We start from the raw sequence: 26,258 nt of genomic DNA on the forward strand, positions 1-26,258 counted from the left end.
TCGGCGGCGAGTTTTCCCCTGCGCGGTGAGTGGTCGGCGGGGTGAGCGGAACCCGAAATGACTTGCCGGATCGGATCAACCAGCGCGGGGCGGCACGCTCTGCTCGAAGCTGAATACGTTCTCCGGGTCGTAGGCGGTCTTCACCCGGCGCAGCCGCTCGCGGTGCGGGCCGTAGTACTCGCGCTCCCAGTTCGCGGCGGCGGCGTTGGGCACGTTGACGTAGGCGCCGTTGCCGTAGGGGCGCAGTGCACGCCAGAAGTCGGCCGCCCAACCCAGAGCCCGCGCGTTCAGGGCGGGGTCGTTCCAGGCCGCGCCCGGTTCGCAGTAGAACAGCGCGTCGCGGTGCGCGAATGCCGACCCGCCGGGCGGGTCGTGCCGCACGGCCCCGCCGAAGCTCGTACAGAAGAAGTTGCTCGGGCCGCTGGGCGTGTTCTCCATGAAGCGGACGACCAGGTCGATCGCCTCATCGGGGAACGCGCGGGTGACGAACTGGGAGTAGAACTTCCAGAAGGGGACGTCGGATCCCCGGTCGACCAGCCGGTAGATGTTCGGCCACGCGCCTTCGGTGAAACTCAGCTCGGGGTTGCCGATTGCCAGCAGCGGGCGCACCTCGCTTTCCAGCTGTCGGCGGGTGCCGCCGTAGAGCAGCGCGGAGAGTTCTACCGCGGCGGAATCGGCCTCGAGCGCGCTGGTCAGTCGCTCGTCGGCGACCGGCGCGTCGCGCTGCCAGGTGCGCAACAGCGCACCGAGGTCGGCGTGTCCGGTCCATCGGGCGATCAGAAAGGCGACGTCGGAGAGCTCGCGCAGCTTCAACGTGTAGGACGTCGCGATGCCGAAGTTGCCGCCGCCTCCACCACGGCATGCCCACAGCAGATCGGAGTCGACGTGCTCGGTGGCCTCGACAACCTTCGCCGAACGCGTGCCGTCGGCTACCACGATCTCGGCGGCGAGCAGGTTGTCGCACGCCAAACCGAAAGTGCGGGTCAGTAATCCGAAGCCACCCCCGAGAATCACACCGCCGAGACCGACACCGCCTTCCGAGCCGGTCGGAATCACGAAGCCGCGCCGCCCGAGCGACGCGACCGTCTCCGCCTGGGTGAGTCCCGTTCCGACCGTTACGGTGTGCGCGGTCTCGTCGATATCGAAGTTCCGAAGCCGGCTGACGTCGATGACCAGGCCGCCGTCGATCGAGGACCAGCCCTCGAGGCTGTGGCGCCCGCTGCGGGCCCGCAGGGCGATGCCCTCCTCGCGGGCCCACGCGACCGCGTTGACCACGTCCTGGGTGTTGCGGCAGAAGACAATTGCCTCGGGATAGCGGGAATACAGCCGGTTCCAGCCGAGTCGCGCCTCCTCGTAGCCGGGATCGCCCGCACGCACCACGTCCCCGGTCAGCGTGGCGGTGGTCGAGGCAGGCCGCGGTTTCACCTCCGGGTCAATGTGAAAAGACATCGGCGGCCCCCGGTTCGGTATCCAGTACCTCGCGTTCGAAGATCAGCAGGTAGCCGAAGTAGATTCCACCCGCCAGGAGCAAGCCGACCGCGAGCAGGACCGAGGTCAGAGCCTCCGCGGGCGAGACGATCACGAAGAGCACGACCGCCGACCACACCAGCGCTCCGATCGCGACGGGCAGCTCGAAGCGCCCGAGATCGAACGCGTCCTTCTCGTGACCGAGTCGTCTGCGTACCGCCAGGTAGAGAATGATGATCGCGCCGTAGAGGACCGCCGAGATGACCGTTCCCACCGTGAGCAACTCCAGCAGTGCGCCACCGGGCAGCGTGGCCATCAGGACGACCCCGACGGCGACGATCAGGATGGTCGCCGGAATCGGTGTCTGGGTGCGCGGGTTCACCTTCCGCATCAGTTGGTGGGCCGGGAAACGTGCGTCGCGTGACATCGCGAACACCATTCGTGAGCAGGTGGCCAGGGTGACCATGCCGGCGCCGAAGAAGGCGAACGCGATCGCGACCAGCAGCGTCCTCTCCATCACCGGTCCCAGTTGGTCGCGCAGGATCGCGGCCACCGGTGTGTCGCTGTCGCTGATCCGGGAGACGTCGGTGATCGCGATGGTGAGCGCGATCAGGAAGACCAGTCCAAGTACCGCCGCCGCCACGACCGATCCCACGATCGCGCGCGGGACGCTGCGAAAGGGATCCTTGGCTTCCTCGGCCATATTCGCCGCGGAGTCGAAACCGACGAGTGTCGCGAGCCCCATGATCATCGCGGCCATCAATCCGCCGCCGATGGCGAAGTAGTCGGTGGCGCCCTCGGTGATGCCGCGCGAAGTGAGGTTGCCGACCGAGCCGTCGCCGGTGATCACGACCGCGGCGAAGAGCGCGATGGCCAGCACCGCCACGATGACCAGTTCGAGCCCCACCGCGCCCGAGGTGATCAGGCCGACGAGGCGGGTGGAGAACACGACGAGGACTGCCTGGATGAGCACCACGACGAGCGTGATCACGCGGGCGGTGTCTTCGTCGGGCTGCATGCCGAATAGCGGCATGAGTGCGGAGCTTGCCATCGCATTGTCGACCGTCACCACGCCGAGCGCCAGGTAGCAGAAGGTCAGCCAGCCGAACAGCCAGCCGATCTTCGGGTTGGCCAGCCGTGAGGCCCATTGGTAGGAGGAGCCGCTCAGTGGGATGCGGGCCGCGAATTGGGCGATCACCAGTGCCACCAGGGTCTGTCCTACGGCCACGACGACCCACAGCCAGATTCCGACCGGCCCGGCGTCTCGAAGCACGTCGTCATAGGTGCCGAAGATCCCGACCGCCACGGAGATGAAGGCGAACGAGATCGCGAACACCTGGAAGGAGCCCAGAGTGCGTTTCAGCTCCGGCGTGTAGCCGCATTCTCGGCATTCTTCATCAGCGGACTGCGTGGCCATCGGGGTTTCCGCCATCATCTCTGCCGCCTCACGTTCGATCCGGGGAACTGCGGGAGCTGTTGTATCGCGGGCCATAGCCAACCCGTTCCGCGATCAGAGCGAGTGGTTTGCTTCATCCTCCTCTTCGGGGATACCGATGTCAGCGTTGATTCGGCCCGCTAAATACCCGCCGTTCGACGTCGGCCGGGATCATGTTTCCGGCCGCGCCACTGTCGCGACAGCCGAGGGCGATAAGCCCGCCCATCCGGCGGCTGGGTTATCGGGAGAGGGCTTTGCCGCCGTTCGGGGCCACCGCGAACCATGTCTGGCCCACGCCCTGACCGAGCAGATCACCCGGGTTCTTGTCCTTGGCGAAGTAGTACACCGGCCAACCTCCGATGGTGATCTGGCAGGTGCCGTCGGCGCGTTCGATGAACCCGATCAGCTGAGGGTCGACGCCCGCGGCGAACAGCGATTGGTCACGGGCGACGGTCAGCGGCGGCCAGGTTGCGGCGCACTGTCCAGCGCAGTTGGATACCGACGGCTGCGCGGTGTCCTTGTCGAACCGGTACAGCGACCGGCCCGACCCGTCCGACACATACTGTCCGATATTCGGATTGCTGATTACATTGAGCTGCAACGCATTAGAGGTCCCGGCCGGGGCTGTACCGCTGTAGATCTTCAACCAACCCTGTGTCTTCGCCACTACGGGGACCTGCCCCACCGCGGCGGTGGCCGCGGTCGACGATGCCACCGGCGACGCCGACGCGGTCGCAGTCCGAGGCTCGGCCCCCTGGTCGCTGCCGCAGGAGCTCAGCAGGCCCGCAAGAACGACCGCGGCCGCCGTGACCGGCATCGCGACACGCTGGAATCGTTTGGCTGAAAACATATTTCGGACCCTTCGTCGCTGTTGAGCGAGGCGCACATCGCATCTCGTCCCCCAAACCACGAACAGCCGTGAGTGCCGGTTCATCCGGTGCGGCACGCTTCGATGAGCGCTATGTCACACCCACCGTGCCGACTCCGCGCGAGACCAGCGGCCGCCAATGTTCCGGGAGTAGTCGGTCTTGGTGACCGGCAGGGCGGCCGTGCGAGCGTGCGCCGCCACCGTCGTGTGCGTCAGATGAGGGTGCCGATATCTCGGGCGATGATATTGTCCAGCGCTCTTTCGGCGACCGCCGCGATGGTCATCGATGGGTTGCAGGCGGCGGCGTTGCCGGGCATCAGCGCACCGTCGAGTACATAGAGCCCGGGCTGGTCGTGGACACGACCGTCCAGATCGCACACCGCGCCCATGCTCGCCCCGCCCAGGGGATGCCAGGTGGAGGGGAACAGAACGTTGGTGTCCAGCAGTGCGCCGCCGGGTCCGGCGATCCTGTGGACCGCGGGGCCGATGTGGTTGTCCTGGATGTAGCTGTCACCGTCCCGGGGCCAGTTCAGGATCGCGTCGTCGCGTGTCGCGTCGTAGATGAACTCACCGCGCCCGTCGCTGACGCCGTAGCCGACCATCATCGTGCTGGCGGCGTCGAGCGAAAGAGGCGGGATGGATGCCTGGATCACGGTGTAGGCGGCCCGCGGGTCGTCCCAATTCTTGCTGCCGTAGACCACCGGCCCACCCTGTGCCGCACCGAATCCCGCGGCGGGGTCGGTCCAGACATAGATGCGGTCGGCGTTGGTGCCCCAGCCTCGGCCGAGGTCGTCGGGGAGGTCCGGAATCAAGCCTTTGGCGCCCGCGCGCACCAGCAGCCGGGTGGTGTTGAGGCTGCCCGCGGCCAGGATCAACGTGCCGGTGGTGAGGATTTTGTTCTCGACCACGGCACCGGCGGTGTCCATGCATTGCACGTGCACCTTCCAGCGGCCGTCGGATGCGCGTTCGACATCCGTTACCTCGTGCAGAGTTTCGACCCGTACCAGCCCGGTAGCTTCGGCGGCTGCGATATAGGTGACGTCGACGGAATGCTTGCCGCCGTTGTTGACACCCATCGCGCCGTCGCCGTTGGTGTAGGACGGCTTCATCTCTCCGCGTAGTTCGGCCAGCGCGAAATCCCAGTCGATGGGCATCGGGATCTTCGATACCGGCATTCCCGCCTGACGCACCCGGTCGGCGAACATTCGCGCCGCCCGATAGTTCTCGGTGGCGATCAACTCGTCGGGAGCTTCGGCCAGGCCCAGCATTCTCGCTACCCTCGGGTAGTGCACCCGGTTCATGGTCGCCCAATCCAGATCCTGCGGAAAATGCGTGTTGAACACCGCTTCTGACGGCTGCAGCGACATGCCCTGGTAGACCAGCGAACCGCCACCGACCCCGGCGGCGCACAGGGCGGTCATGTTCATTCCCGATACTGCCTCGATCAGGCCGGTGTAGGGCTCGAACACCAGTGGGCGGCCGAATACATTCGGGTTCGACCGGACCCACAGCAATCGCTTATCCGGCGCGGAGGCGCGAGGGAACGTTTCGGCATTCGGGCCGGTAGGCCAGCGTAATCCCCGTTCGAGCACCGTCACCGGCACTCCCGCTTGCGCCAGGCGCAGAGCGCTGACGCCGCCCCCGAACCCGGAGCCGACCACCACCACGCGATGCTCTTCGGAGGTCAGCGCCACATTGTCGACCCGTGCGGCGACCGGGGTGGGCGAACCGACGGAGCGGGCGCCGAAGATAACGGCACCGGCTGCGGCGGCGCCGGTCAACACCGACCGGCGCGAAATTGCTGTCATCACAGACCTTTACGGGAAATCACGGGTGCGGAAACCACCTCCACATCCGGCATCGAAATCTTTGCGGTGCAGCGTGATTCAGTTGATCGTGCAGCCGGAGACGGGTTTGTCGGCGAGGCGATCGAGCAGGTAGGTGATCGCGTTGTCGGGGCCGAATCCGTCAATGATTTCGGGTCCGTAGTGGTTGGGGATGGTGGCCCCGGGGAAGATCGGTGGCAGGTCATTGGTGCGGAAGGTGACCGTCGCACCCTTGGCGCACCAGTCCTCGGCGAGCCGGTGGGCTTGGTCGTAGGGGACGGTGTCGTCATTGATCCCGCTGGTGATCAGGACCGGCGTGGTGGGGGTGGAGTTGCCGACGCGCATTGCGGCCAGGGCGGGAGCGGCTTCGGGGATCGCGTGCAGATGCTCGGTGAGTGAGCGCCCGTCGATGGTCAGCGAGTTGGTTCGCAGGAAAGGCTGGCGGGTGATGACGTCACCGACACATTCGGTGGCGAGGGTGTCCAGCAGGGCGCGTCCAGCGGGACTGGTCACCCGGTCGACCGCCTTCTGCAGTTCCGGATACCGGGCGAGGAGGCCGTTGATGGCGAATCCGACGGCGCCGCCGATGAGGGCGCCGTCGATGCGCTCGAGGATCACGGCCAGGTCCGCGACCGGCCCACCGGCCCAGGTGCCCTTGAGATTCAGTTCCGGCGCGTAGTCCGGTTGCATCTCCGCGGCGGCCGCCGTCGCGCCACCGCCTTGGGAGTAACCCCAGAACACGAGTGGAGTGTCGGGACCGACACCTGCCAGATTATTGGCGGCGCGGGCGCCGTCGAGGACCGCGTGCGCCTCTTCGATGCGGTTGGCATAGGTATGGATTCCCGGGGTTCCGAGGCCGATGTAGTCGGTGACCAGGACACGGGCGCCCAGTGCGCTCCACACCGCGGAGGACGGCATTTCCTGATTGGCCGACAGCGATACCGACGGATCGGCGGATACCGTCAATCCGGTCGAGAACGCCACCGACATCGCGCAATGGTCGGCTTGGCCCGAGGTCCCGGGGCCGATGACCACGGTCGGGCGGGGGCCGGCTCCTTGCCAGGGGCCGGTCGCGTCGATGAAGGTACCGGTGACCGCGACCGGGGATCCGTCCTGCAACCGGGTGGTGTACATGACGTGCTGCGCCTGGACCGGCCAGCCGTCGGCGGTGGGTGGGGTTGCGAGGATGGTCATCGGCTCGCTTTTGATGATCGCGCCGGGGGCGGACGGGATCTGCGCGGGCGGGGTGTAGAACGCGCTGACCGGCGCGGCCGCCGCTTCCGGTGTTTCGATCCCCACGCCGACCGTCGCGGTGACGCAGGCCGTGGCCACCGCTGCCGCCACCCGACCGGCCTGTGAAAGCGATCCGGATCGAGAACGCCACCCAAGCTGCTGATGCATCGATAACTCTCCATGAGCTCCGCCCAGGCACCGTCGCCCAGGTGTCCTACGCCGCAGTGCGTGGAGGGCATGAGGCCCGTCACACTGGCGAACCAGGTGACAGTAACACGGTTACCCGTGCAGTGACACCAAACGGTGCCAGATTCGTCCATGGGCGCACGCCATCGTCGACAGCGGTAGGAGGCAAACGGCTTGGGCACGGTCCCGCGACAGGGGGCGCGGCTGGAAGCCGGGTGAAGTTACCGTGTGTGGGTGAGTCGGGCACGGAAAGAGGCGTCAACCGAGCAGATCATCAGCGTGGTGCTGGACTTGCTGGAGTCCGAAGGATACGAGGCCGTCCAGCTCAGGGAGGTGGCGCGCCGGGCGCATATGTCACTGGCGACTGTCTACAGCCGGTTCGCGACTCGCGATGAGTTGATCGTTGCCGCCATCGAACGCTGGATGGCCCGAAACAGTTACGCGGCACTGGAGCAGCCGCGAGCGGGCGAGACGTTGCACGACGGACTGATGCGCGTCCTGGGGTATGTATTCGAGCCGTGGGAGCGCAACCCCCGGATGCTCGAGGCGTATCACCGCGCACGCACCGGCGCCGGCGGCGAGCGATTGGACGCCCAAGGCATCAGCGCGATCCTGCCGGTCGCCGCGGCGCTGTTCGAAGGCGCGGACCCGACCTATATCGAGGACGTCGCACTGATCCTGGCCAATATGGCCTACGCGGTGATCGGACGGTTCGCCGACCACAGCCTCGAGATCACCGACATCCTGCCCACACTCGAGCGGGCAGTTTTCCGACTGACCAGCGATAATGCATCTGCGGCCGCGGCGGCCACCAGCAGCACTTCGCGGCCCGACGGGGAGGCCTTCAGCGTGGACCCCTCCCTCGCCGCACCCTTCAACCCTCCGGCGGACGAACCCGAGCGGTGACGGCCTTCTCGGCCCGCACCGTGGAGTCCGCCCGCCGGTAGGCTCGTCCGAAGACCCGGCTTGCGCGGGACGGCCGCCGAATACGGAGGTGCGTGGTGAAAGCAGTCGTGCACAACAAATTCGGGTCTCCCGAGGTACTCACCCTCGCGGATGTCGCGCGCCCCACACCCAGGCCCGGCGATGTTCTGATCAAGGTGCATGCCACCACGGTGACCGCTGCGGAAATCCTGATGCGACGGGGACTCCCCCTGTGGGGGCGCGTCATCCTCGGCCCGACCCGCCCGCGCCGCAGCCTGCGGACACCGGGTCTGGAACTCGCCGGTGAGGTCGTCGAAGTCGGCGCACAGGTACGCCGATTCACACCGGGTGACCAAGTATTCGGTTTCACCGGTTTCGGCGTCGGCGCCTGCGCGGAGTACACCTGCCTGCCCGAATCGGGCTCACTCGAGCACAAGCCGGTCAACACCACCTACCGGCAGGCCGCCGCCGCGGTCGACGGCGCGTCGACCGCCTTGTACTTCCTCCGTGAACGAGCGAAACTCCGTGCCGGGGAACATGTTCTGATCAACGGCGCCTCCGGCAGTATCGGCACCTACGCGGTACAACTGGCCAAATATTTCGGCGCCGAGGTCACCGCGGTATGCAGCGCCCGCAACGCCGAACTGGTCACCTCACTGGGCGCCGACCATCTCATCGACTACAACGCCGAGGACTTCTGCACCCGGCTCGACACCTACGACGTCATCTTCGACACCGTGACCGCGAGTTCCTTCCGGCGCTGCCGACCTGCTTTGACACCCCACGGCCGCTACCTGCCGACCACCGGACTGCGGAACTGGGCCATCGCCGGATGGACCGCACTGCGCGGCGGACGGAAGGTCCGACCCGGAATGTCGATCGACAAACGCGCCGCCCTCACCTTCCTGAAGGAACTCATCGAAGACGGCGAGCTCCGCATAGTCATCGACCGCAACTACCCGCTCGACCAGATCGTCGAAGCGCACCGCTACGTCGAGACCGGGCACAAACGCGGCAACGTGACGATTTCGATCACCGACGAACCCTGACCGATCCGCCGTCGTCCGAATCAGCCATGCCCGTGTCGTGGGTACCGAGGCTTCCGGCAGTGGATCCGGCGAGCTTCTCGCCTGCCTCGAACCCTGAGTTGTTCTCGGTCAATCGATTTCGTCTTGTGAACTTACTTGGGCTGGTCGAGGAGGTCGTCGGTGACCTGACCGGTGGCCTTTCCGTTCGCGCCCACACTGCCGCGCCGGACCCGGAGCGCGGATACCCCGTGGGCGAGGAAGTTCCGGGCGAGCCCACGCCGCTGCGCCTCGTACATCAGGTTGTTCATGGACTTCAGACCGCTGTGCTTCAAACTCCCCAGCGTCTCGGACAACCAGTTGCCGCCCGAATCCAGCGGCGCGTACTGGACATCGCCGTCGTCCATCTCCTCGAAGACGTAGTAATCCCAGGCCTGCACGTTGTAGACGACCATAGCCGATGGTGCCGTCCGCCTGCTCCGACAGGATCATGGTTCCCGACGCCCCCGCCGTGAAATGGCCGAGCGCACTGTGGACGTCGGCGCCCGTTCCCCCATTGTCGTTGCGGTTGGCGTTGTAGCCTCTGTCGGTATTCCTCATCCACGGGACGGTGAACGGAATAGGCTTGCCCAGCAGGGATTTGTCGGCACGAGCGCGCGCCACGTTCTGCTCGATGATCTCGTTCATCCCCGGATCGTGTTTCGCACCGGGAGTTCCCGGCGGTACCCACTTCTGCTCTGGATGCGGACCTCCATTGGGCTCCATGACGTAGTCCTGCCCCTGGAAGAGGGCCTCCTGAATCCAGGGACTCTTCACGATCTTGTCCATCTGGGACCGGTTGAAGAGAAAGTCCTTGCCGAGGTCGAACAAGGTGCCGCCTTCCTTGTTCGACAGGAAGTGCGTGAGCATACTGGCCGCGAAGGTCCAGCCCTGATCCTTCATGTAGTCGACCGCGACCCCGGCGAGCTGGAGCAGGTTGCGCTCCCGTTCCTTCTCCTCCGGCAGAATGTCGTAGTCGCTGGGACCGTAGGGATCGGGTTGTCCGAATGCGGGATTGCCGTAGAGCACGTCCTCGGGACCGTCCAGCGTCGGCGCGGGGTTGTACATGGCCGGGTAGGGAGGCACGGCCACCCATTCCTGGTCGACGAACCGAAGGCGTGGCGGAGTAGGTGATGGCCGCAGGAACCGGGCGAGGGCGTCCAGTGGGTTCGGCGACTGCGCCCGCGTCGGGTCGAGCGGGACGCCGGCCGCGGACCGCGCGGCGGCCTGCTCGACCGCCTCGGTCATCGTGCGCACGGCGTCGAGGCGTTCGATCATCCGCGCCGCCGACGCGGGAGTCATGGCGTGGAAGTCGTGGACGCGCGTCGAACCGTCGGGCGCGGCGGATTCGGGAGTGCGGGCGAGTTCCATCGCGGCGTGCCAGTTGTCGGCGGCGGCATGGATGGGCGCTGCGGTGGGTTGAACGGGATTCGACATGGAATACCTCGGATTATCGGGAACGGGTGGCGGCGGGCGCTGGATGCGCGGCGTTCGACCGCGGGCGCGACACCGACGGCGGGCGCCGCGCTATCACGCGCGGAGATGGTGATGCCGGAAAGGGGGAAGGCCGAGAGATACGGCTTGGCAGCGGCTCGGTGTCTGCGCATCCGAACGCGATCGCGGGATGCGGACACAGCTGTGGCGCTGGTGCCAGCGTCACCCAACACCAGTGCAATGTCAAGGAATTCGGGGCGAACCGTTGACATCGCGCCCACGGTTACGGATTGCCATGGGCGCGGTCGGTCGGGAAGACTCGTGGCGTGATCACGGCGCGGCCGGTCGGCCGAAGGGCGCGTATGGCGGCGACTCTCGCGTGCGTGCTCGCCGTGTCGGGCTGCGGCGACGACGTCGATCGGCTGCCCGACCTGGAACAGTCGCTGACCTTCACCGGCGCGGTCACCGGTCACCTCACCCACGGCGTCAACGCCCGTGAGGGCACCGATTCCGGTTCCGGGCAGCTGACCATGACCCAGTGCGCGACCAGCGAGGTCGCCGATCTCGTGCTCGGCGACAACGGTTCCGACAGGGTGTCGCACAACTATGAGGCCACCATCGTCGGCGATATCCGGCCCGGATACCGGGTGGCGCTGCGCCTGTGGACCAACCAGGACAACCCCGCCTACCGCGATCCGGGGCAGGTCCATCCGCTGCCGACGGGGATGGCGGTGCACCTGTACCTGCCCGACGCACCCACCATCGTGGACGGCGTCGCGGTGTCTACGCCCACGATGGTGGGCGGAGTCTCCACGGACGTGCCGTCCACGATCATGTTCGACGCCGACCGCAAGGGCGGCACGATCGACGTGTGGCTCAATACCTACGATCGGCCCCGCGAGGAATGGGTCAATATCGCGGGGCGGTGGCGATGCGGATGAGCGGAGCCCGCCGTCGCACCAACGGAAATCGCTGCCACGCGGACCAGTTCCGCTGCGTCGATCGGGAATACACACGCGCGAGCGGTCTTGTTACCGTGGCTTATGACCAGCGGATCTCTTGGAGTGGCGCGGCGGCGGGAGCAGCTCAGCGATTTTCTGCGGACACGGCGGGCGCGGATTACGCCCGAGGTGGCCGGGCTGGTGTCGGTGGGGCGGCGGCGGACTCCCGGGTTGCGGCGGGAGGAGGTCGCGTTGCTGGCGGGGGTCGGCGTGTCCTGGTACACGTGGCTGGAACAGGGGCGCGATATCAAGGTTTCGAATGAGGTGCTCGATGCCGTCGGCAGGGCGCTGCGGTTGAGTGAGGCCGAGCGGGCGCATTTGTATTTGCTGGCGGGGATGAATCCGCCGCGGGTCGAGGGGACCGCCGGGGCGGAGGTCGGGCCGGAGTTGCGGCGGTTACTGGAGGCGTGGACGCCGCAGCCCGCCGTATTGCGCGACCGGTATTGGAATCTGCTGGCGATCAATGGGGCGGCGCAAACGGTATTCGGATACGGGGAGTCGGATCGCAATTGCCTGTTCGCGTTCTTCACGAACGAGCGCTATAGGAGCCTGCATGTGGAGTGGGCGGCGGTCGCGCCGGAGGTCGTTGCGGCCTTCCGCGCCAACGCGGCGCATTTCCCGGATGACACGGAGTTCGATCGGGTGGTGGCCGAATTGAGCACCGTGAGTGAGGAATTCGCACAGTTGTGGGCGAAGCACGAGGTGCACACGCACGGGCAGGCGGTGAAGGCGGTGCACCATCCCGAGGTCGGTGATCTCGTATTCGATCTCACCGCCCTGACCGTGGCCGATCACCCGGAATGGCATGTGGAGCTGTACAACTCGCGGCCGGGAACGGGTACCGCGGAACGACTACAGCGACTGGCGCGCGTTCAGCTCGCCGCACCCGCCTGAGCGAGGGTGGTGGTGGCACTCCCAGGTTGACTACGCACTGTTTGCGGCGGGTCCGGGTCGGCACGCTGAACCTATGACGCACAGCATTTCCCGATTCGACCACAAGATCGCACTCATCACCGGCGGCACCAGCGGCATGGGTCTGGCCACGGCGCGCAGGTTGCTCGCCGAGGGCGCGCGCGTGGTGATCACCGGGCGCGACCGGGTTCGGCTCGATACGGCGGTCAAGGAGCTCGACGGCGGCGATCGCGTGGTGGCGGTCCGCGGCGATGTGGCGGTGCTCGCCGATCTCGACGCGCTGACGGCGACGATCCTCGACCGTTTCGGGCGGCTGGATGTGGTCTTCGCCAACGCGGGTGTCGCCTCGTTCCAGCCGAATGCGCAGATCACCGAGGCCGAATTCCATCGCACCGTCGATATCAACTTCAAGGGGGTGTTCTTCACTATTCAGCGAACCGTGCCCCTGCTCGCCGACGACGGCGCGATCGTGATCAACGCCTCGTGGACACGCACCGCGGCCTGCCCGGCGCGTCCCTCTATTCGGCGACCAAGGCGGCGGTGCACAATCTGGCGCATACACTGGCCGCCGAGTTGGGGCCCAAGGGAATTCGGGTCAACTCGGTGAGTCCGGGATATATCGAGACCCCGATGTTCCACGACAATATCTCTGCCGAAGCGCATGCCGCGGTCATCGCCGAGGTGGTCGCGGGACGGCTCGGCACCGCCGAGGATGTCGCCGACGCCGTCGCTTTCCTGGCCTCGCACGAGGCCTCCTACATCAACGGGCAGGATTTGATCATCGATGGCGGGCTGGTCGCGGCCACCGCCGGATCGGCCGGTTAATCACGGTTTTCAGGTGGTGCCGACCAGCTTGCCGCTCGCCTCACCCGCTTCCATAGAGGCGGGGCCCGCGGCCAGCCGCACACCACGGGCAGTTGGGCGATAGGGTCCGCCGATGATCGTTCCGCGAACTCGGCACCATATGACCGCGTGCGTCGACGCGCTCGTCAAGGTTCACCGTTACGACCGATACCCCGTGCAATGGCCGGCCGATCCGGCGCGTTGGCTCACGCCGGCGAATCTGTGTGCGGCATGGGTGGCGCTGGACGGCGAGGCCGTGGCCGGGCACATCGGACTGTCACTGCTCGAGTCCCGAGACCTGGACCCGGCCGTGGCCGAATCGGTACACACACCCGAAGGGTCGGTCGGTTCGGTGAACCGGCTCTTCGTCGTACCCGGCGCTCGTGGACGCGCCATCGCGGAACATTTGCTCGACGCGGCGCATCGACATGCGGCAGCGCGAAATCGTCCGCTGGTTCTCCATGTTTCGGACGAGGCGCGCGCGGCGATCGCCTGTTACGAGAAGCTCGGCTGGCGTCGAGTGGCCAGTGTGCGGGCAACGTGGCTCGACTCGACCGGGCGGCCTGCTCTCGTACACCACTACCGCGGTCCGGATACGCCGATGCCGATAGCGGATTCGGCCGCGCGCCGACGCACCTGTCCCTGAGCTCCTTGCCGCGATCCGACCGGCACGGCGTTTCGGAGGGGGATCCGAGGGCGCACTCGGGTGTCGGTGGGCGGGGATAGTCTGTGCCACGCAGGTCTTCGGAGGTGGCGCGGATTGTCGGGATCGCGTGGTTCGTGGTGGCGCGCGGTTCGAGTTGGCACAGGTCGACGAGTCGAGTGAGGGGTGTGGTGTGACGGCAAGTCGGGAAGCGGCCGAGTTCGCGCTGGTGGATGACATTGCCGAGGATATTTCGTTCGGGCTCGAAGAGGTCAATGAGCTGCTCGCCGAGTTGATCGAGGTGCAGGGTGAGCGGCGGCGGCGCGACGCGGAGATCATCGCGTTGCGGCTCGGGGTGGCCGGGGAAAGGCCGGAGACATTGGCGCGCATCGGAGCGCGGTTCGATCTCGCGCGCGATCGGGTGCGCCAGCTGCATACCCGGGCGGTGGGACAGATGCTGCGGGACGCGCAGCTGAGCGGGCATCAGGCGGCGAGGGTGTTCGCCGAGCGCTATCCGGTCGACGCGCGGGATCAACAGTTGGTGCGGGCGTTGCTGGTGGAGACGTATGCGACCGATACCGATCTGGCGGCGAATGAGCTGGCGTATCTGAAGTTGCGGTTGGCGGGGCACGCACCGGAGGACGCGAAAAGGATCGCCGGCTATGTGATGCAGCGGATTATGGCATGGCAGAAGAAGACCAATCGGCGACTCGCGAAACTACACGGGCCGCAGGAGTCGGCCAGCGATGCGGTGGGTTCCTGGTCGGCGCGGATCGATTGGCCCGGTTCTGGCACACCCGCGGCGCTGCCGGTCGGGTCGGCCCGCACCGTGGACGGCGACGATGACGCGCGCGGGCGCTTCTACCTGGAGAAGGTGGGCCGGGACGTGGCGTTCGACTCGGCATTGGAAGCCCGGCTGTTGCAGACACTCACCGCGAGCGATCTCGTCGATTCGTTCCAGGAGCAACCGAGCGTCGTCGGATACGAGATCGATGGCGGCGAACGGGTGGCCTTTCCGAGTGTCGCGGCACGGTTGACCGACGGGCGCGTCGTGCTGATCGACGTGCAACCGCTGGGAAATGTCGGCGTCCACGTCAATCGGGTCAAGTCCGCGGCCGGGCGGGCATATGCGCACGCCAATGGGTGGGGCTGGCTGGTGTGGACCGGAAGCCGGATCGGGATACCCGAACTACTCCAGCGTTCGGTCGCGCCACAGAGCGAGGAGCGGTTGCGCGAACTCCTGGATCGCGGACCGGTGTACTGGTCGGCGATCCGGCAACTCCGCGCCGAGATCGATCTGGATGTGCTCGATCTGATCGCATTGGTGCTGCGCAACGAATGGCGCTGGGACCGCGCGCCGTTCCGATTGCGCGCGGCCGGCACGCCTGGTCCGACCTAGCCGCGGAGCTCAGCGGCTCACTTCACCACCATCGCGGCCGCGACAAACGTAACGATGAGCATCATCGCGCAGTAAGTGATCAGCTGCCAGTGGCTGATGGTCTGTTGCAGACTGCGGATGGTGGCCCGCAGACTCATATCGACCCGATTGTGGTCGGCCAGTTTGCGGCTCACATCGGCCAGCGAGTCGGCCTGCTGCTGGGCGTCCTGTTCGGCCCTCTCCAGCCTGGCGGTCAGCTTCATCACCTGTTTCTGCTTATCCCGCACCGATTTCCGGGACAGCGCGAGGGCGGTGCGCTGATTGACCAGCTCTTGGCGCTGACGGGCGATGACCGCCGCCTGCGTCCTCGTGTGATGCTCCCAGTCCGTCACGGTTGCCCAGCCTCCCGTCATCTCGTCGCGGTAGCCCCACACGATCTCGCCCGTCACCCAGCCCCGAATGAAATCACGCAGCTCGAACGGTTCGCGGCGCGGCACCGCGAGCGCGCTGTGCTCGGCGTCCAAGACCCCGCTCTCCGCCAGGTAGTCGCAGGCGGGCGGGGCGAAGTCGGCGATGCCGAGTGCGGGCAGGTGGGCCACCCAGTAGCCGGGTTGGCACAGCCACAGCACGCCGTCGCAGCCCGCCTCCCGCAACCGAGCCGTATGTTCCTGCGCCAGTGCCCGATCCAGCGGGCCGCCGCGCACCTCGATCGCGTACAGCCGATCCCCCACCCGCCAGGCGATATCGACGCGATGGATGCCGATCCGCTGATCCACCTCGGCGGTGTCCGCGCCGAAGGCGGCCAGCCGCCCGCACAGCCAGTACTTGAGCCGTTGGATATCCCATTGCGCGTCGGCGCATCCCGGGCAATGACAGCTGTAGCGGGATCGATCCCCGGCCGGGCCGCGCGTCTGCTCCTCGTCCTCCCCTATCCCCAGTTCGGCCAGCACCCTCCGACGCCCACAAGCCTGATCCGCTCGCTGCTGCGTTCTCACGCGATCACACCCCTAGCCCATACCACCGCCGGTCTCACGACCTACTCCATAGATCAAGAGTGCGCCCATCTTCCTCCGCCCGCCAGCCCCCTATACCCCGCGCCCGCGCGCGCCACAACCATCGCATACCCATCAGCCCGGCTATGTGTGGTGCGTCACAAGGGATTTCGCGGCGACATGCGAGGGGATCACCACAGAATTTCCGATCAATTGATCTTTGCCGCCAATCCTGGGACACGACCACGTGCCGCACCCCGATCTCGAGCGAGCACGCCCGCGGCATACCCTGTGGACATCCCGCACAAGCAACAGCTTGTGCGCGAGCCTATGCGACAGCTTCCGAACCGGAGTCGACGGGACGAGAGTTTCCTTCCGGGCGAAAGCACCACGGCGGGGCGGCAGTTGGAGTCTCACCCCGCACATCAACGGGTTGGCGGATAGAATCGGCCGGCCACGGCGGAGTTCCGGGCATCGACGGGGAAGAAGGTACGGATGGAGCACGGCCAGCGGGGCGCCGAGTCGATCGGCGCGATCTTGTCCGGGATCGCGGAGATCCTGCGCGAGGTCAGCGACAAGCTGGATGCTGTGGCGGCCCGGGTGGACGACAACCCCACCAACGATGGCGATCTGGCGGGCCGATTGGCGAAGCTCGAGGCCTGGGCCTTCCGTACCGAACAGGATGTCTCGAAACTGGGGGCGCGGGTGGAGGCCGTCGAGTCCGGTCCCGCCAAGCCCGCCGAGGCGGGTACCCGTGCCGAACGCCGCGAACTCGCCGCTCGCGCCGAACAGGAGCTCCCCACCCGAAGCGAACCCGCGCTCCCTACCCGAAGCGAACCCGCGCTCCCCACCCGAGGCGAACCCGGACTCCCCATCCGCGGCGAACACGGACTGCCCACGCGCGGCGAACACGAACTGCCCACCCGTAGTGAAACTCCCCCGGTCGCCGCCCGAACCGAACGTCGGCTGCCCCGGGCCGCGGCGAATCGCGGCGAACGGACCGAGACGACCCCCGCGCACTCCCCCGGTGAGAATCTCGAGCCTGTCGCGGTGGGCGCACGCGCGACCCAGGCCGACACCAATGGTGAACGCCGAATGCCGCCGGTCCCGGCTGCCCTACACGATTGGGTCGAGCCCGTCGTTCCCGTGAATCCGCCGAGCGAACCCGCGCCGCGCGCCGAAACCCCCATCGCCCCGGCACCGCCGGCCCCGCCCGCACACGATCGCCAGGAATCGTTCACCCCACGCTACGAACCGGTACCGGTGTCGGACGTACCGGCGGCGCCCGGCCAGCACGGCATGGAGTACGGCGGTCTCAGCCCGCGCAGCGACCGTCTCGATGCTCCCGCGAATCTCAACGGCCGCCTGGAACCGGCCAGTCCGAACGGCCGCGCGGACTCCGGGATGACCGCGCCCCGATCCGAGCCCGAAGCCAACGGCGCCCACCGGTCGACGATCGAAGACAACGGCCATGTGGACAAGCTGCAGGCGATGCTCGATGAACTCAAGCGCAACCCGAACGGCCCCTTCGGCCGCCCGCTGAGCAACCCGTCGGGCGAGATGCCCACCTGATCAACGCCGACCGTGAGATACCGGAATCGTCGCGTTTCGGTCCTCACGGCGGCGTTTGGGCTTCTCCTTATTCGACGGTGGGGTGAGGAGGGTGCGGATCAGTTCGCGCAGCCAGCGGTGGCCGCTGTCGGCGGTATTGCGGGGGTGCCAGGCCATAGAGATGGCGACTTCCGGGAGCGGGAGCGGAATTTCGAAGGTGTGCAACCGTAGGGCGGAGATGGCGGCGGCGGCGAGGTGCGCGGGCGCCGGACAGACGAGAACTCCGGAGCGGACGGCGAACAAGGCGGTGGCGAGGTCCGGGACGGTGGCGACGACGCGGCGGGTGCGGCCGTGCAGGGCGAGCCGGTCATCGATGGGGCCGCGGGCGCGACCGTCACGGGAGATAGCCAGATGGGCGGCGGCCGCGTAACGAGCAACCGTGACGTGTTCGGTGATAAGGGGGTGGTCCGCGGCGGCCACACCGACGACCCGATCACCGAGGACGCGGTGCACGGTGGTCTCCGGATCCGTGTGGTCGATAACGCCGACCTCGATATCGACGCGGCCGTCCCGGAGGGCGGAGGTGCCATCGGGGATGTCGGGGCGGAAGTGCACGGTCACACCGGGTGCCTGAGTGCGGAGCGCGACCAGCAGCGGCGCCGCCAGTTCGGTACGGACCATATCGTCGGCGCCGATCGCAAAGGAGCGTTTGAGACCCGCCGGATCGAGGGTATCGCGGGGCCCCAGCAACATTCGCCCCTGGGCGACCAGAGCGCTCACCTCGTACCGCAATTCGAGCGCCCGCGGCGTAGGCACCAGATTGCGTCCGGCCCGGACCAGCAGCGGGTCATCGAAGACGGTGCGCAGCCGGGCGAGGGTGCGGCTCATCGCGGGTACGGAAGTCTGCAACCGTTCGGCGGCCCGGGTGACGCTGTTCGTATCCAGCAGGGCGTCCAACGCCACCAGCAGGTTCATGTCCAGCGCATCCACCTCTGGATTATCACCAATGAAAAGAGTGGGAACCAACATTGCAATGGCGATAATCCGCGATTCGCGCCCACAAGGGCGAAGCCATCCCCGTCGTATCGCCGACAAACCTGACCCTCGACGGCAGCACCTCACCGAATACCCGTTCAATGGTCCGGGCGAAAGCCGCCCACATCCGCCACGACCCCACACCCCGCTATCGACCGGCACTCGGCACCGATGGCCTTCCCCGACCCCCGAGACCACCCGACGCCCGGCCCCGAAGGCAATGCGCAGGAACTCCCACCACACCGATCGCTGGAACCTGCATCGCACCAACTACACCCAGCTCCCGCCGGTTCCCGAATCGACCGCAGTGCGCAGGGAGCACGCTGCAACGTCGTTGTTGGCCGCAGCGGGATCATCCCCACGTGCGCGGGGAGCACACTGATCTACCTGGCTCTTTGCACGACTGAAGACCCGCTTCATTCAGTCTCGTTCCACGGGTCTCTCGCCGGATCACCCCGACACCGACGGAGCCGATGTGCTCAGCTCAGGTCGGCGCGGGGGCGGTGGGGTTCGAGGTTCGGTTCTACGGGGGGAAGGTTTGTCGGGGGTTGAGGGGTGGGGTGTGAGCGTTCGCCGAGACCACGGTAGGCGGACGGCCTGATCGGCCGGAACCACTGGGCCAGGCGGGTGGTGAGTGGTAGTCGGAATTTCAGGTCGCGCAGCAGCTCATCGATATTGTGAATGGCGAAGGGGGTGATGGCGGTGCCGTGGGCGTGGTGACCGTTGGTGCCCGCGTCCATCCAGCGCAGCCGCTCGTCGACCTGTGCCGCCATCTCTTCCGGCGCGGGCAGGGTGAGGCGGCCGCGCAGCAGGGCGGCGGTCCAGTGCGCGGCGACTTCGGCGTTGAGCGTGCTGATAGTCGAGGAGTTGTAGCCGGCGAAGGTCAGGTTGGGGACCTCGACGGGCAGTACGTGGCGGTAGAGCCGGAAGTTGCCGTCCTCGTCGGTGAGTCTGCGCTGCACGTACGGGGTGAGGAAGGGCACGCGCTGCTGGAAACCGGTGGCGCACAAAACCACGTCGGCTCGGATGCGCTGCCCGTTCGACATCTGCACCGCGGGACCCGCCTTGGTGCTGAACATCTCGGTGATAGTGGTGTCCCGGTGCACGGTGATGTGACCGTCACGGACCTGCTCGTAGAAACCCTCGGTGGCGAGGCCGACGCTGCTCTGCGCGATCTCCTCGAACCGGCCTTCGGGCACCAGGTCGAGCTCGCGCAGCAGCAACTTCTTGGTCGTGAGCTCACGCAGTACGTCGAAGTTGCTGTCGCGGAAGGAGTGACCGGAACCGTGCAGGAAGCGCTCGAATCGGTTCAGATGCTGGTAGCGGAAGTGCGCCTCCCCCAGCCTGGTCAGCATCCGCTCATAGCCGAGTCCGAATCCCGGCTTGTGGGGCATCTTCCACAGCAACCTGCGCGCCACCACGGTGGTCGAGGCCGCGACGTGGCTGACCGCCTCGGCGATATCGCAGGCCGACTTACCGTAGCCGACGATGACCACCGTCTTTCCGCGGACGGATTCGATGTCGTGGAATTCGGAGGTGTGCAGCAATTGCCCGCCACCGATGCGATACAGGTCGTCGCCGCGGAAGTCCGGCATCGTGGGATCACTGAACACGCCGTTGGCCACCACGAGGTGGTCGCAGGAGCTGCGATGGATGCCGGATTCGTCTCGGATCTCCAGCAGCCATCCGCTGTCCACCGGATCCGCCGCCACCACCTCGGTATTCAGCCGCAGGCTGTCCCGCAGACCGAACTGCTGGACGTAACTGTCCAGGTAGGCCTGCATCTGGGCGCCGTCGAGCACATCCGGATAGTCCCCGGGCATCGGGAAGTCCGAGAAGTGGTAGGTCCGCTTGGTGTTCTGGGTGCGCAGACCCGGGTATCGCCGGGTCGCGCTCCACACACCACCTACATCGGGTGTTCGATCGAACACCTCGACCGGAAAACCCTCTCGACTCAACACCTTCGCGTAGGCGAGGCCTGCAATGCCCGCGCCTACGATCGCGATGCGGTTCCCGCTCGTCATGGGCACCGAGATTACCCGCCCGCGGAGCACCGCAAAGCCCCCGTGCCTGATTTCACCGGATCTCGGTGGTCGAACGGCCAACTCGGCCCCGTATGAGGCCCGCAGGCGCTACTTATTCGATTCCGCTATGCCCCCAACGGCTGGTGAGGCGTGGTGACAGAACCGGCCTTGCCCCGCGGCGTCGAAGTGATGTTGCGCACTCACACGTAGCGCGGCCAGCCGATGGTGACGATGCGATGCGGCCGTGGCGCGAGGTCCGCGCGGAGCGACGGAGCTCAGGCGGCCGGTGGATCTCACCCCCGCAGCGCCGGGGCGCCCGATAGCTCGACCGGCAGATCCCGCACCCCGCGGAACAGGATGCTCTGGCGCCACTCGATCTCGTCGGCGTCGACCGCCAACCGCAGCTCCGGGAAACGCTCGACGAGCCCCGACAGCGCGATGCGCGCTTCCAATCGGGCCAGGCCCGCGCCGAGGCAGTAGTGGATCCCGTAGCCGAAGGCGATGTGGCCGTTGGCGGTTCGGACGGGGTCGAATTCGGCGGCGGCGGGGAAATGCTTCTCGTCGTGGTTGGCCGAACCCAGGGCGACGAGGATGAGCTCGCCGGGCGGGATTTCGGTGCCGCCCAGGGTGGTCGGCACGGTGGTGTAGCGCAGCGTCGCCATATTCACCGGACCGTCGTAGCGCAGCATCTCCTCGACCAAGGCGGGCACCCGATCCGGATTCGCGCGCAGCTCCCGGTATTTCGCGCGGTCCGACAGCAGGGTGAGTACGGAATTGCCGATCAGGTTCACCGTCGTCTCGTGACCCGCGATGAGGATCAGGAACGCCATGGAGATCACCTCGTCGTCGGTGAGGCGGTCGTCCTCGGCGGTGGTGGCGATCAGACTGGACAGCAGATCCTCGCCGAGGCCGGTGCTGCGTCGCTTTGCGATCAGTGCGTCGAAGTAGTCGACGATCGCGTCGGTCGCGTGGCGCATCTCGGCCGGGTCGGAGAGCGTGACGTCGGAGACGATGGTGGACCAGTCGCGGAATCGCGCGCGATCGGCGATCGGGACCCCGAGCATTTCGCAGATGACGGTGATCGGCAATGGAAAGGCGAACTCCGCCATCAGATCCACTCGCCCCCTCGCCGCGGTCGCGGTGAGGCGGTCGAGTAGGTCGTCGGTGATGGCCCGCACCCGCGGCATCAGCGCCTCGATCCGGGCCGGGGCGAAGGCCGGGGTCACCAGTTTGCGCAGTCGGGAATGGTCCGGCGGATCGGTGTTGAGCAGGTGGTACGACAACCGCGAATTGACCGCGGTGACTCCGCTGTCACCCGCCGCGAGGCTGCGCGCTGCCGTCCCGGCGGCCGTGTGGGGATCCTTGCGGACGGTCGGATTGCGCAGCACCTCGCGTGCCGCGTCGTAGTCGACCACGAGCCAGGCGCGCAATCCGGTGCGGAACTCGGTCTCGTGGACCGGGCCTTCGGCTCGAAGCTTCTCGTAGTGGTCATACGGTGTACGAAAGAAGTCCGGTGGCAACTGCCTCATCTGTGAAACCCTTCCCCGCTCGCGAATATCGGTGCGCCGCGCCACCCCCGCGCACTGTCGACCCCGAGTCCGCGCACGCCTCCCATCGCAACGGCGATGGAAGGCGGGCCCGGAGCCGATGCGCCCGGCCGGGTGCCCGTGTGCTGTCGAAATCAGTTGTGGCCGTTGGCTGATCCGACCCCTTCGATAGTGGCACGAGTCACTGGATTCGGCCAGGATCCCGCGGTGACCGGCACATCTGTGTGGGGTTCGACATCGTCACGTCCGATCGATCCGACGAGCGCGGGTACCGGGCGACCGCTAGCCTCCGGGGATGAGTTCGATCGCGCCCGCCGTGCGCGGCGCCCGGATCGCGGACTCGTTCGCATTCGGGATGCAAGGCTTCTTCTTCGCCGTGGTGCTCAGTCACCTTCCCCAGCAGCAGGAGAAGTTCGGGTTGTCCGACACGACGATCGCCGTGTCGGTGCTGCTGGCCTCACTGCTGGCGGGCGGCGGCAGTGTGGCCGCGGAGCAGGTGGCGACGCGCTGGTCCAGCCGCACCACGGTGCGTATCGGATTGCTGCTCGTCACGGTGACCGGTTGCGCGATCGCGCTGGCGCCGAATACGGCGGTGCTGCTGGTGACGCTGGGATGCTACGGCGTCGCGCTCGGCATCGTGGACGCGAGCGCGAATATGCAGGCGGTCTTCATCCAGCACGGCTACGGCACCGTCATCCTGGCATCGTTCTACGCGGCGTGGAGCGCCGGTTCGATCGGCGGGGCGCTGTTCGTCGCGACGACCGAGTCGCTCGGCATCACGCTGCGCCAATCGCTGCTGATCGCGGCCGCGATCGTCCTCGTGGTGGGGCTGGTCATCGGCCCGCGATTACTTGGCAAACAGGAGGCGGAAGCCGGTCCGGCGGAACATGCGACGGGTGACGGCGAATCCAGGGCATCCGGCACGGTCGCCCGGCGCGTATTCCTCGCCCTCGGCCTCGCCCTAGCCCTCGTCTTCGCCATCGACCTCACCGTGGGCAGCTGGTCGGCCCTCTATTTGACCGACGAATTGCGCGCGAGTTCGGCGACCGCCACGCTGGCATTGGCCGCGTACCAGGGTGCGTCGCTCTTGGCCCGCCTCACCGGGGACGCCTGGGTTCGGCGTTTCGGGCCGCGCCGCGTGGTGCGGGCGGTGGCGGCGCTCGGGGTGGCCGGGATCGCGCTGGTAGTCGCCGCGCCGGTCACGGTGATCGCGATCGCCGGATTCCTGATCGCCGGTCTCGGCATCGGGGTAATCGCACCGCTCTGCTTCAGCGAGGCCGGGCAGCTGACCAGCGGCACCGCACTGGACGCGCTCGTCGCCCGGCTCAACCTGTTCAATTACGCGGGCACGCTGGTGGCCGGGGTGGTGGTCGGGGGTATCACGGCCGCATTCACCTATCGGGCCGGTTTCGTGGTTCCGCTGGTCTTCGCGGCAGTGTTGATCGTGTCGGCCGCCGTATTCGATTCCCGTCCCGACACGGACAAGCGACCCATATCGGATGCGAGTCGTGCTGTACTGGACATATGAGCAACATCCTGGTCACCGTCGACAGAGCCGGATTGTGGGACGCCGAGGCCCTCAGTGATGTTGCGGCGGCGACCTTCCCGCTCGCGTGCCCGCCCGGTGCCACTCCGGACGATATCGAGATCTTCATCAGCGACGTCCTGTCCGGCGAGCGGTTCGGTGAATATCTGACCGATCCCACCCGGACGGTACTCAAGGCCGTCACCGGCGGCGATATCGTCGGCTACACGATGCTGCACGCGGGCGAACCGGCCGATCCCCAGGTCGCCGCGGCGGTGAACCTGTCACCGGTGGTCGAGATCTCCAAGATGTACGTGCTCCCGGGCCACCACGGCAGCGGCGTCTCCAAGGCCCTGATGCGCGCCGCCCTCGAACGCGCCCGCGACGACGGCGCCGCGGGCGTCTGGCTCGGCGTCAACCAGGAAAACCAGCGCGCGCAACGCTTCTACCTCAAACACGGCTTCCAGCGTGTCGGCACCAAGACCTTCCACGTCGGCAACCAGCTCCATCACGACTACGTCATGCGCCTGGCCTTCTGACGCACGCGCACCCGGCGATCGGTCACCGCAGGAAATCGACCAGGGCGGCGGAGAAGCCGGGGTTCATCACCGCCATCATGTGATCGCCGGGGACCACCACCGCGCGGCCGTCGGGGAGGGCATCCGCCAAGCGCTGCGGCTCGGCGGCGAAGGGGTCGTTATCCCCGGCCAAGACCAGGGCGGGCACCGTGACGTCATCGAGGGTCTCGATGGGGCGCTCGTCGAGGGCTTGCGCCACGGCCTGGATGGCGACCCGATCGGCATCGACCGCATCGGCGAGCAGCCGGAACATCTGCGCGATGGGCGGGGCGGCCGCGCCGTCGTCCTTCATCGCCTCGATCAGCCACTCCACCTCGATGACACGGCGGTCGATACCGCCGCAGTCGATCACACCGGAGCCGATGCCGCCGACCGCCAGGCGCCGGACCCGGGTATCCGCGGCGGCGACCAGCAGTGAGATCACCCCGCCCATCGAATACCCCACCTGGGCGACCTCTTCCAGCCCGAGTTCGTCGTAGAGGGCCCGCACATCCTTGGCCATCGCATCCCACGAGTAGCGCGCCGGGTCGTGCGGTTTCTCCGAACGCCCGTGCCCGCGCGCATCCAGGGAGATCACCTGGTGACCGGCGCTCTGCAGTGCGTTCACCACGCCCATGCTCATCCAGTTGGCATTGGTGTCGGCGACGACCCCGTGTTGCAACACGACCGGGGTGCCCTCGCCCTCCCAGACGCGGTAGTTGAGCTCCAGCCCGTCCCAGGTCTTGAACTTCGTCATGGGCCGAATAGTAATGATCCGATTCCTACCCGTTGACAAGTTCTGCATGTTCAGTCTTTACTGAACACGTTGGTTCTTATGGAACGGACGGGACCTACGGAACCTGATGGAGAATTCGAAGGAGCAGCATGACCACCGCCGCGATTCGCACCGAAGGCTTGACCAAGCACTACGGCAAGCATGTGGCACTAACCGACCTGAACCTGGAAGTGGCCCGGGGTGAGGTGTTCGGATTCCTCGGTCCCAACGGCGCGGGCAAGTCGACCACGATCCGCATCCTGCTGGATCTGCTCCGCCCCACCTCCGGGCACGTCGAGGTGCTCGGCACGAACCCCCGCAAGGGCGGCGCCGAGTTGCGCAAGCGCATCGGCTACCTGCCGGGCGAACTCCAGATCGAGGGCCGCAATACCGCGCGCGACCTGCTCGGCTTCCTGGCCGATCAGCGCGGCACGGTATCCGGGAACCGGATCACCGAACTCGCGGAACTGCTCGACCTCGACCTGTCCAAGAAGGTCGGCGCCATGTCCAAGGGCAATAAACAGAAGGTCGGCATTATCGCCGCCTTCATGCACAACCCCGATCTGCTGATCCTGGACGAACCAACCTCGGGCCTGGATCCGCTACTGCAGCAACGCTTCCTGGATCTGGTGACCGCGGCCAAGGCGAACGGGCAAACGGTCTTCATGTCCTCGCACATCCTCACCGAGGTGCAGCAGACCGCCGACCGAGCGGTCATCATGCGGGCGGGCAGGCTGCTCGGCACCGAGAATGTGGAGGATCTGCGGCGGCGCTCGCCACGCTCGGTCGAACTGATCTTCGGCGAGGAGATCTTCGCCGACGACTTCGCCCGCCTGCCCGGCGTCCGCGATCTCACCATGGACGCGAAGACGGTGCGCTGCACCACCGAAGGGGAGGTCGACGAGCTGTTCAAGGTGGCCGCCAAATATCACCTGGTCAGCGTGTTGTCCACCGAACCGGATCTGGAGCAGATCTTCTTCAGCCTCTACGGCCGCTGATCACATCGGCATCTAGAAATACTTATCGCACAGGAGAATT

Annotated in this window: 21 protein-coding genes and 1 pseudogene; 11 read left to right on the top strand and 11 right to left on the bottom strand. The window is 66.9% G+C overall.

The window, feature by feature from the left end; translation table 11 throughout:
* Positions 1–75 precede the first annotated feature (75 nt).
* The 5 genes from AB0H61_RS03425 to AB0H61_RS03445 all read right to left on the bottom strand — a co-directional run bounded on the left by AB0H61_RS03425 (position 76) and on the right by AB0H61_RS03445 (position 6,997).
* Positions 76–1,449 (bottom strand): FAD-binding oxidoreductase, encoded by a 1,374-nt coding sequence (locus AB0H61_RS03425; protein WP_357298652.1) that lies wholly within the window; start codon positions 1,447–1,449, stop codon positions 76–78.
* Positions 1,433–2,884, bottom strand: a complete 1,452-nt coding sequence (locus tag AB0H61_RS03430) for an amino acid permease (RefSeq protein WP_357298655.1) — start codon at positions 2,882–2,884, stop codon at positions 1,433–1,435. The genes AB0H61_RS03425 and AB0H61_RS03430 overlap by 17 nt, the downstream gene beginning before the upstream one ends.
* A 256-nt stretch (positions 2,885–3,140) precedes the next feature.
* Positions 3,141–3,719 (bottom strand): hypothetical protein, encoded by a 579-nt coding sequence (locus tag AB0H61_RS03435; RefSeq protein ID WP_357298656.1) that lies wholly within the window; start codon positions 3,717–3,719, stop codon positions 3,141–3,143.
* A 263-nt stretch (positions 3,720–3,982) separates the two neighbouring features.
* Positions 3,983–5,578, bottom strand: a complete 1,596-nt coding sequence (locus AB0H61_RS03440) for a GMC oxidoreductase (protein ID WP_357298658.1) — start codon at positions 5,576–5,578, stop codon at positions 3,983–3,985.
* A 78-nt stretch (positions 5,579–5,656) separates the two neighbouring features.
* Positions 5,657–6,997, bottom strand: a complete 1,341-nt coding sequence (locus AB0H61_RS03445) for a lipase family protein (protein ID WP_357298660.1) — start codon at positions 6,995–6,997, stop codon at positions 5,657–5,659.
* Positions 6,998–7,249: 252 nt separating this feature from the next.
* Here AB0H61_RS03445 and AB0H61_RS03450 point away from each other — a divergent pair, with 252 nt between their 5' ends.
* Positions 7,250–7,921 (top strand): TetR family transcriptional regulator, encoded by a 672-nt coding sequence (locus AB0H61_RS03450; protein WP_357298663.1) that lies wholly within the window; start codon positions 7,250–7,252, stop codon positions 7,919–7,921.
* Positions 7,922–8,013: 92 nt separating this feature from the next.
* A complete protein-coding gene (locus AB0H61_RS03455) occupies positions 8,014–8,988 on the top strand; it encodes an NAD(P)-dependent alcohol dehydrogenase (RefSeq protein ID WP_357298666.1) in 975 nt (324 codons plus the stop codon).
* Positions 8,989–9,096: 108 nt separating this feature from the next.
* Here AB0H61_RS03455 and AB0H61_RS03460 read toward each other — a convergent pair whose 3' ends face one another.
* Positions 9,097–10,440: a hypothetical protein gene (locus tag AB0H61_RS03460; RefSeq protein ID WP_357298669.1), complete on the bottom strand. Its 1,344-nt coding sequence runs from the start codon at positions 10,438–10,440 to the stop codon at positions 9,097–9,099.
* 380 nt (positions 10,441–10,820) lie between these two features.
* Between AB0H61_RS03460 and AB0H61_RS03465 the strand changes: the two genes are divergently transcribed.
* The 5 genes and pseudogenes from AB0H61_RS03465 to AB0H61_RS03485 all read left to right on the top strand — a co-directional run bounded on the left by AB0H61_RS03465 (position 10,821) and on the right by AB0H61_RS03485 (position 15,235).
* A complete protein-coding gene (locus AB0H61_RS03465) occupies positions 10,821–11,378 on the top strand; it encodes a hypothetical protein (RefSeq protein WP_357298672.1) in 558 nt (185 codons plus the stop codon).
* Positions 11,379–11,480: 102 nt separating this feature from the next.
* A complete protein-coding gene (locus tag AB0H61_RS03470) occupies positions 11,481–12,332 on the top strand; it encodes a helix-turn-helix transcriptional regulator (protein ID WP_357298675.1) in 852 nt (283 codons plus the stop codon).
* 136 nt (positions 12,333–12,468) lie between these two features.
* Positions 12,469–13,175 (top strand): annotated as a pseudogene (locus AB0H61_RS03475) (SDR family oxidoreductase).
* A 112-nt stretch (positions 13,176–13,287) separates the two neighbouring features.
* Positions 13,288–13,839 (top strand): GNAT family N-acetyltransferase, encoded by a 552-nt coding sequence (locus AB0H61_RS03480; protein ID WP_357298677.1) that lies wholly within the window; start codon positions 13,288–13,290, stop codon positions 13,837–13,839.
* 190 nt (positions 13,840–14,029) lie between these two features.
* Complete coding sequence (locus AB0H61_RS03485; RefSeq protein ID WP_357298680.1) at positions 14,030–15,235, top strand: sigma factor-like helix-turn-helix DNA-binding protein; 1,206 nt, start codon at positions 14,030–14,032, stop codon at positions 15,233–15,235.
* A 17-nt stretch (positions 15,236–15,252) separates the two neighbouring features.
* Here the strand turns inward: AB0H61_RS03485 and AB0H61_RS03490 are convergent, their stop codons facing one another.
* The gene (locus tag AB0H61_RS03490) at positions 15,253–16,209 is read right to left on the bottom strand and encodes a hypothetical protein (protein WP_357298682.1); all 957 of its coding nucleotides are present in this window, start codon (positions 16,207–16,209) and stop codon (positions 15,253–15,255) included.
* Between the two features lie 492 nt (positions 16,210–16,701).
* On the opposite strand from AB0H61_RS03490, the gene AB0H61_RS03495 reads away from it, so the two are divergent.
* Positions 16,702–17,778 carry a hypothetical protein gene (locus AB0H61_RS03495; RefSeq protein WP_357298685.1) on the top strand — a complete coding sequence of 359 codons (1,077 nt, stop codon included), beginning with the start codon at positions 16,702–16,704 and terminating at the stop codon, positions 17,776–17,778.
* On the opposite strand, the gene AB0H61_RS03500 is transcribed toward AB0H61_RS03495, so the two are convergent.
* The 3 genes from AB0H61_RS03500 to AB0H61_RS03510 all read right to left on the bottom strand — a co-directional run bounded on the left by AB0H61_RS03500 (position 17,779) and on the right by AB0H61_RS03510 (position 22,345).
* A complete protein-coding gene (locus tag AB0H61_RS03500; RefSeq protein ID WP_357298688.1) occupies positions 17,779–18,747 on the bottom strand; it encodes a LysR family transcriptional regulator in 969 nt (322 codons plus the stop codon). It lies immediately after the preceding gene.
* Between the two features lie 524 nt (positions 18,748–19,271).
* On the bottom strand, positions 19,272–20,816 hold the full coding sequence (locus AB0H61_RS03505; RefSeq protein WP_357298691.1) for an NAD(P)/FAD-dependent oxidoreductase: 1,545 nt from the start codon (positions 20,814–20,816) through the stop codon (positions 19,272–19,274).
* 293 nt (positions 20,817–21,109) lie between these two features.
* On the bottom strand, positions 21,110–22,345 hold the full coding sequence (locus AB0H61_RS03510) for a cytochrome P450 (protein ID WP_357298692.1): 1,236 nt from the start codon (positions 22,343–22,345) through the stop codon (positions 21,110–21,112).
* 313 nt (positions 22,346–22,658) lie between these two features.
* On the opposite strand from AB0H61_RS03510, the gene AB0H61_RS03515 reads away from it, so the two are divergent.
* Together AB0H61_RS03515 and AB0H61_RS03520 are read left to right on the top strand one after the other, a co-directional pair.
* Complete coding sequence (locus AB0H61_RS03515; protein WP_357298695.1) at positions 22,659–23,891, top strand: MFS transporter; 1,233 nt, start codon at positions 22,659–22,661, stop codon at positions 23,889–23,891.
* Between the two features lie 5 nt (positions 23,892–23,896).
* Positions 23,897–24,427: a GNAT family N-acetyltransferase gene (locus AB0H61_RS03520; protein ID WP_357299835.1), complete on the top strand. Its 531-nt coding sequence runs from the start codon at positions 23,897–23,899 to the stop codon at positions 24,425–24,427.
* Between the two features lie 22 nt (positions 24,428–24,449).
* Here AB0H61_RS03520 and AB0H61_RS03525 read toward each other — a convergent pair whose 3' ends face one another.
* A complete protein-coding gene (locus tag AB0H61_RS03525; RefSeq protein ID WP_357298697.1) occupies positions 24,450–25,202 on the bottom strand; it encodes an alpha/beta fold hydrolase in 753 nt (250 codons plus the stop codon).
* Between the two features lie 128 nt (positions 25,203–25,330).
* On the opposite strand from AB0H61_RS03525, the gene AB0H61_RS03530 reads away from it, so the two are divergent.
* Positions 25,331–26,218, top strand: coding sequence for an ATP-binding cassette domain-containing protein (locus tag AB0H61_RS03530; RefSeq protein ID WP_357298699.1), 888 nt, complete (start codon positions 25,331–25,333; stop codon positions 26,216–26,218).
* Positions 26,219–26,258: the final 40 nt, after the last annotated feature.

The organism is Nocardia sp. NPDC050710 (genome assembly GCF_040654375.1).
Classification (GTDB): Bacteria; Actinomycetota; Actinomycetes; order Mycobacteriales; family Mycobacteriaceae; genus Nocardia.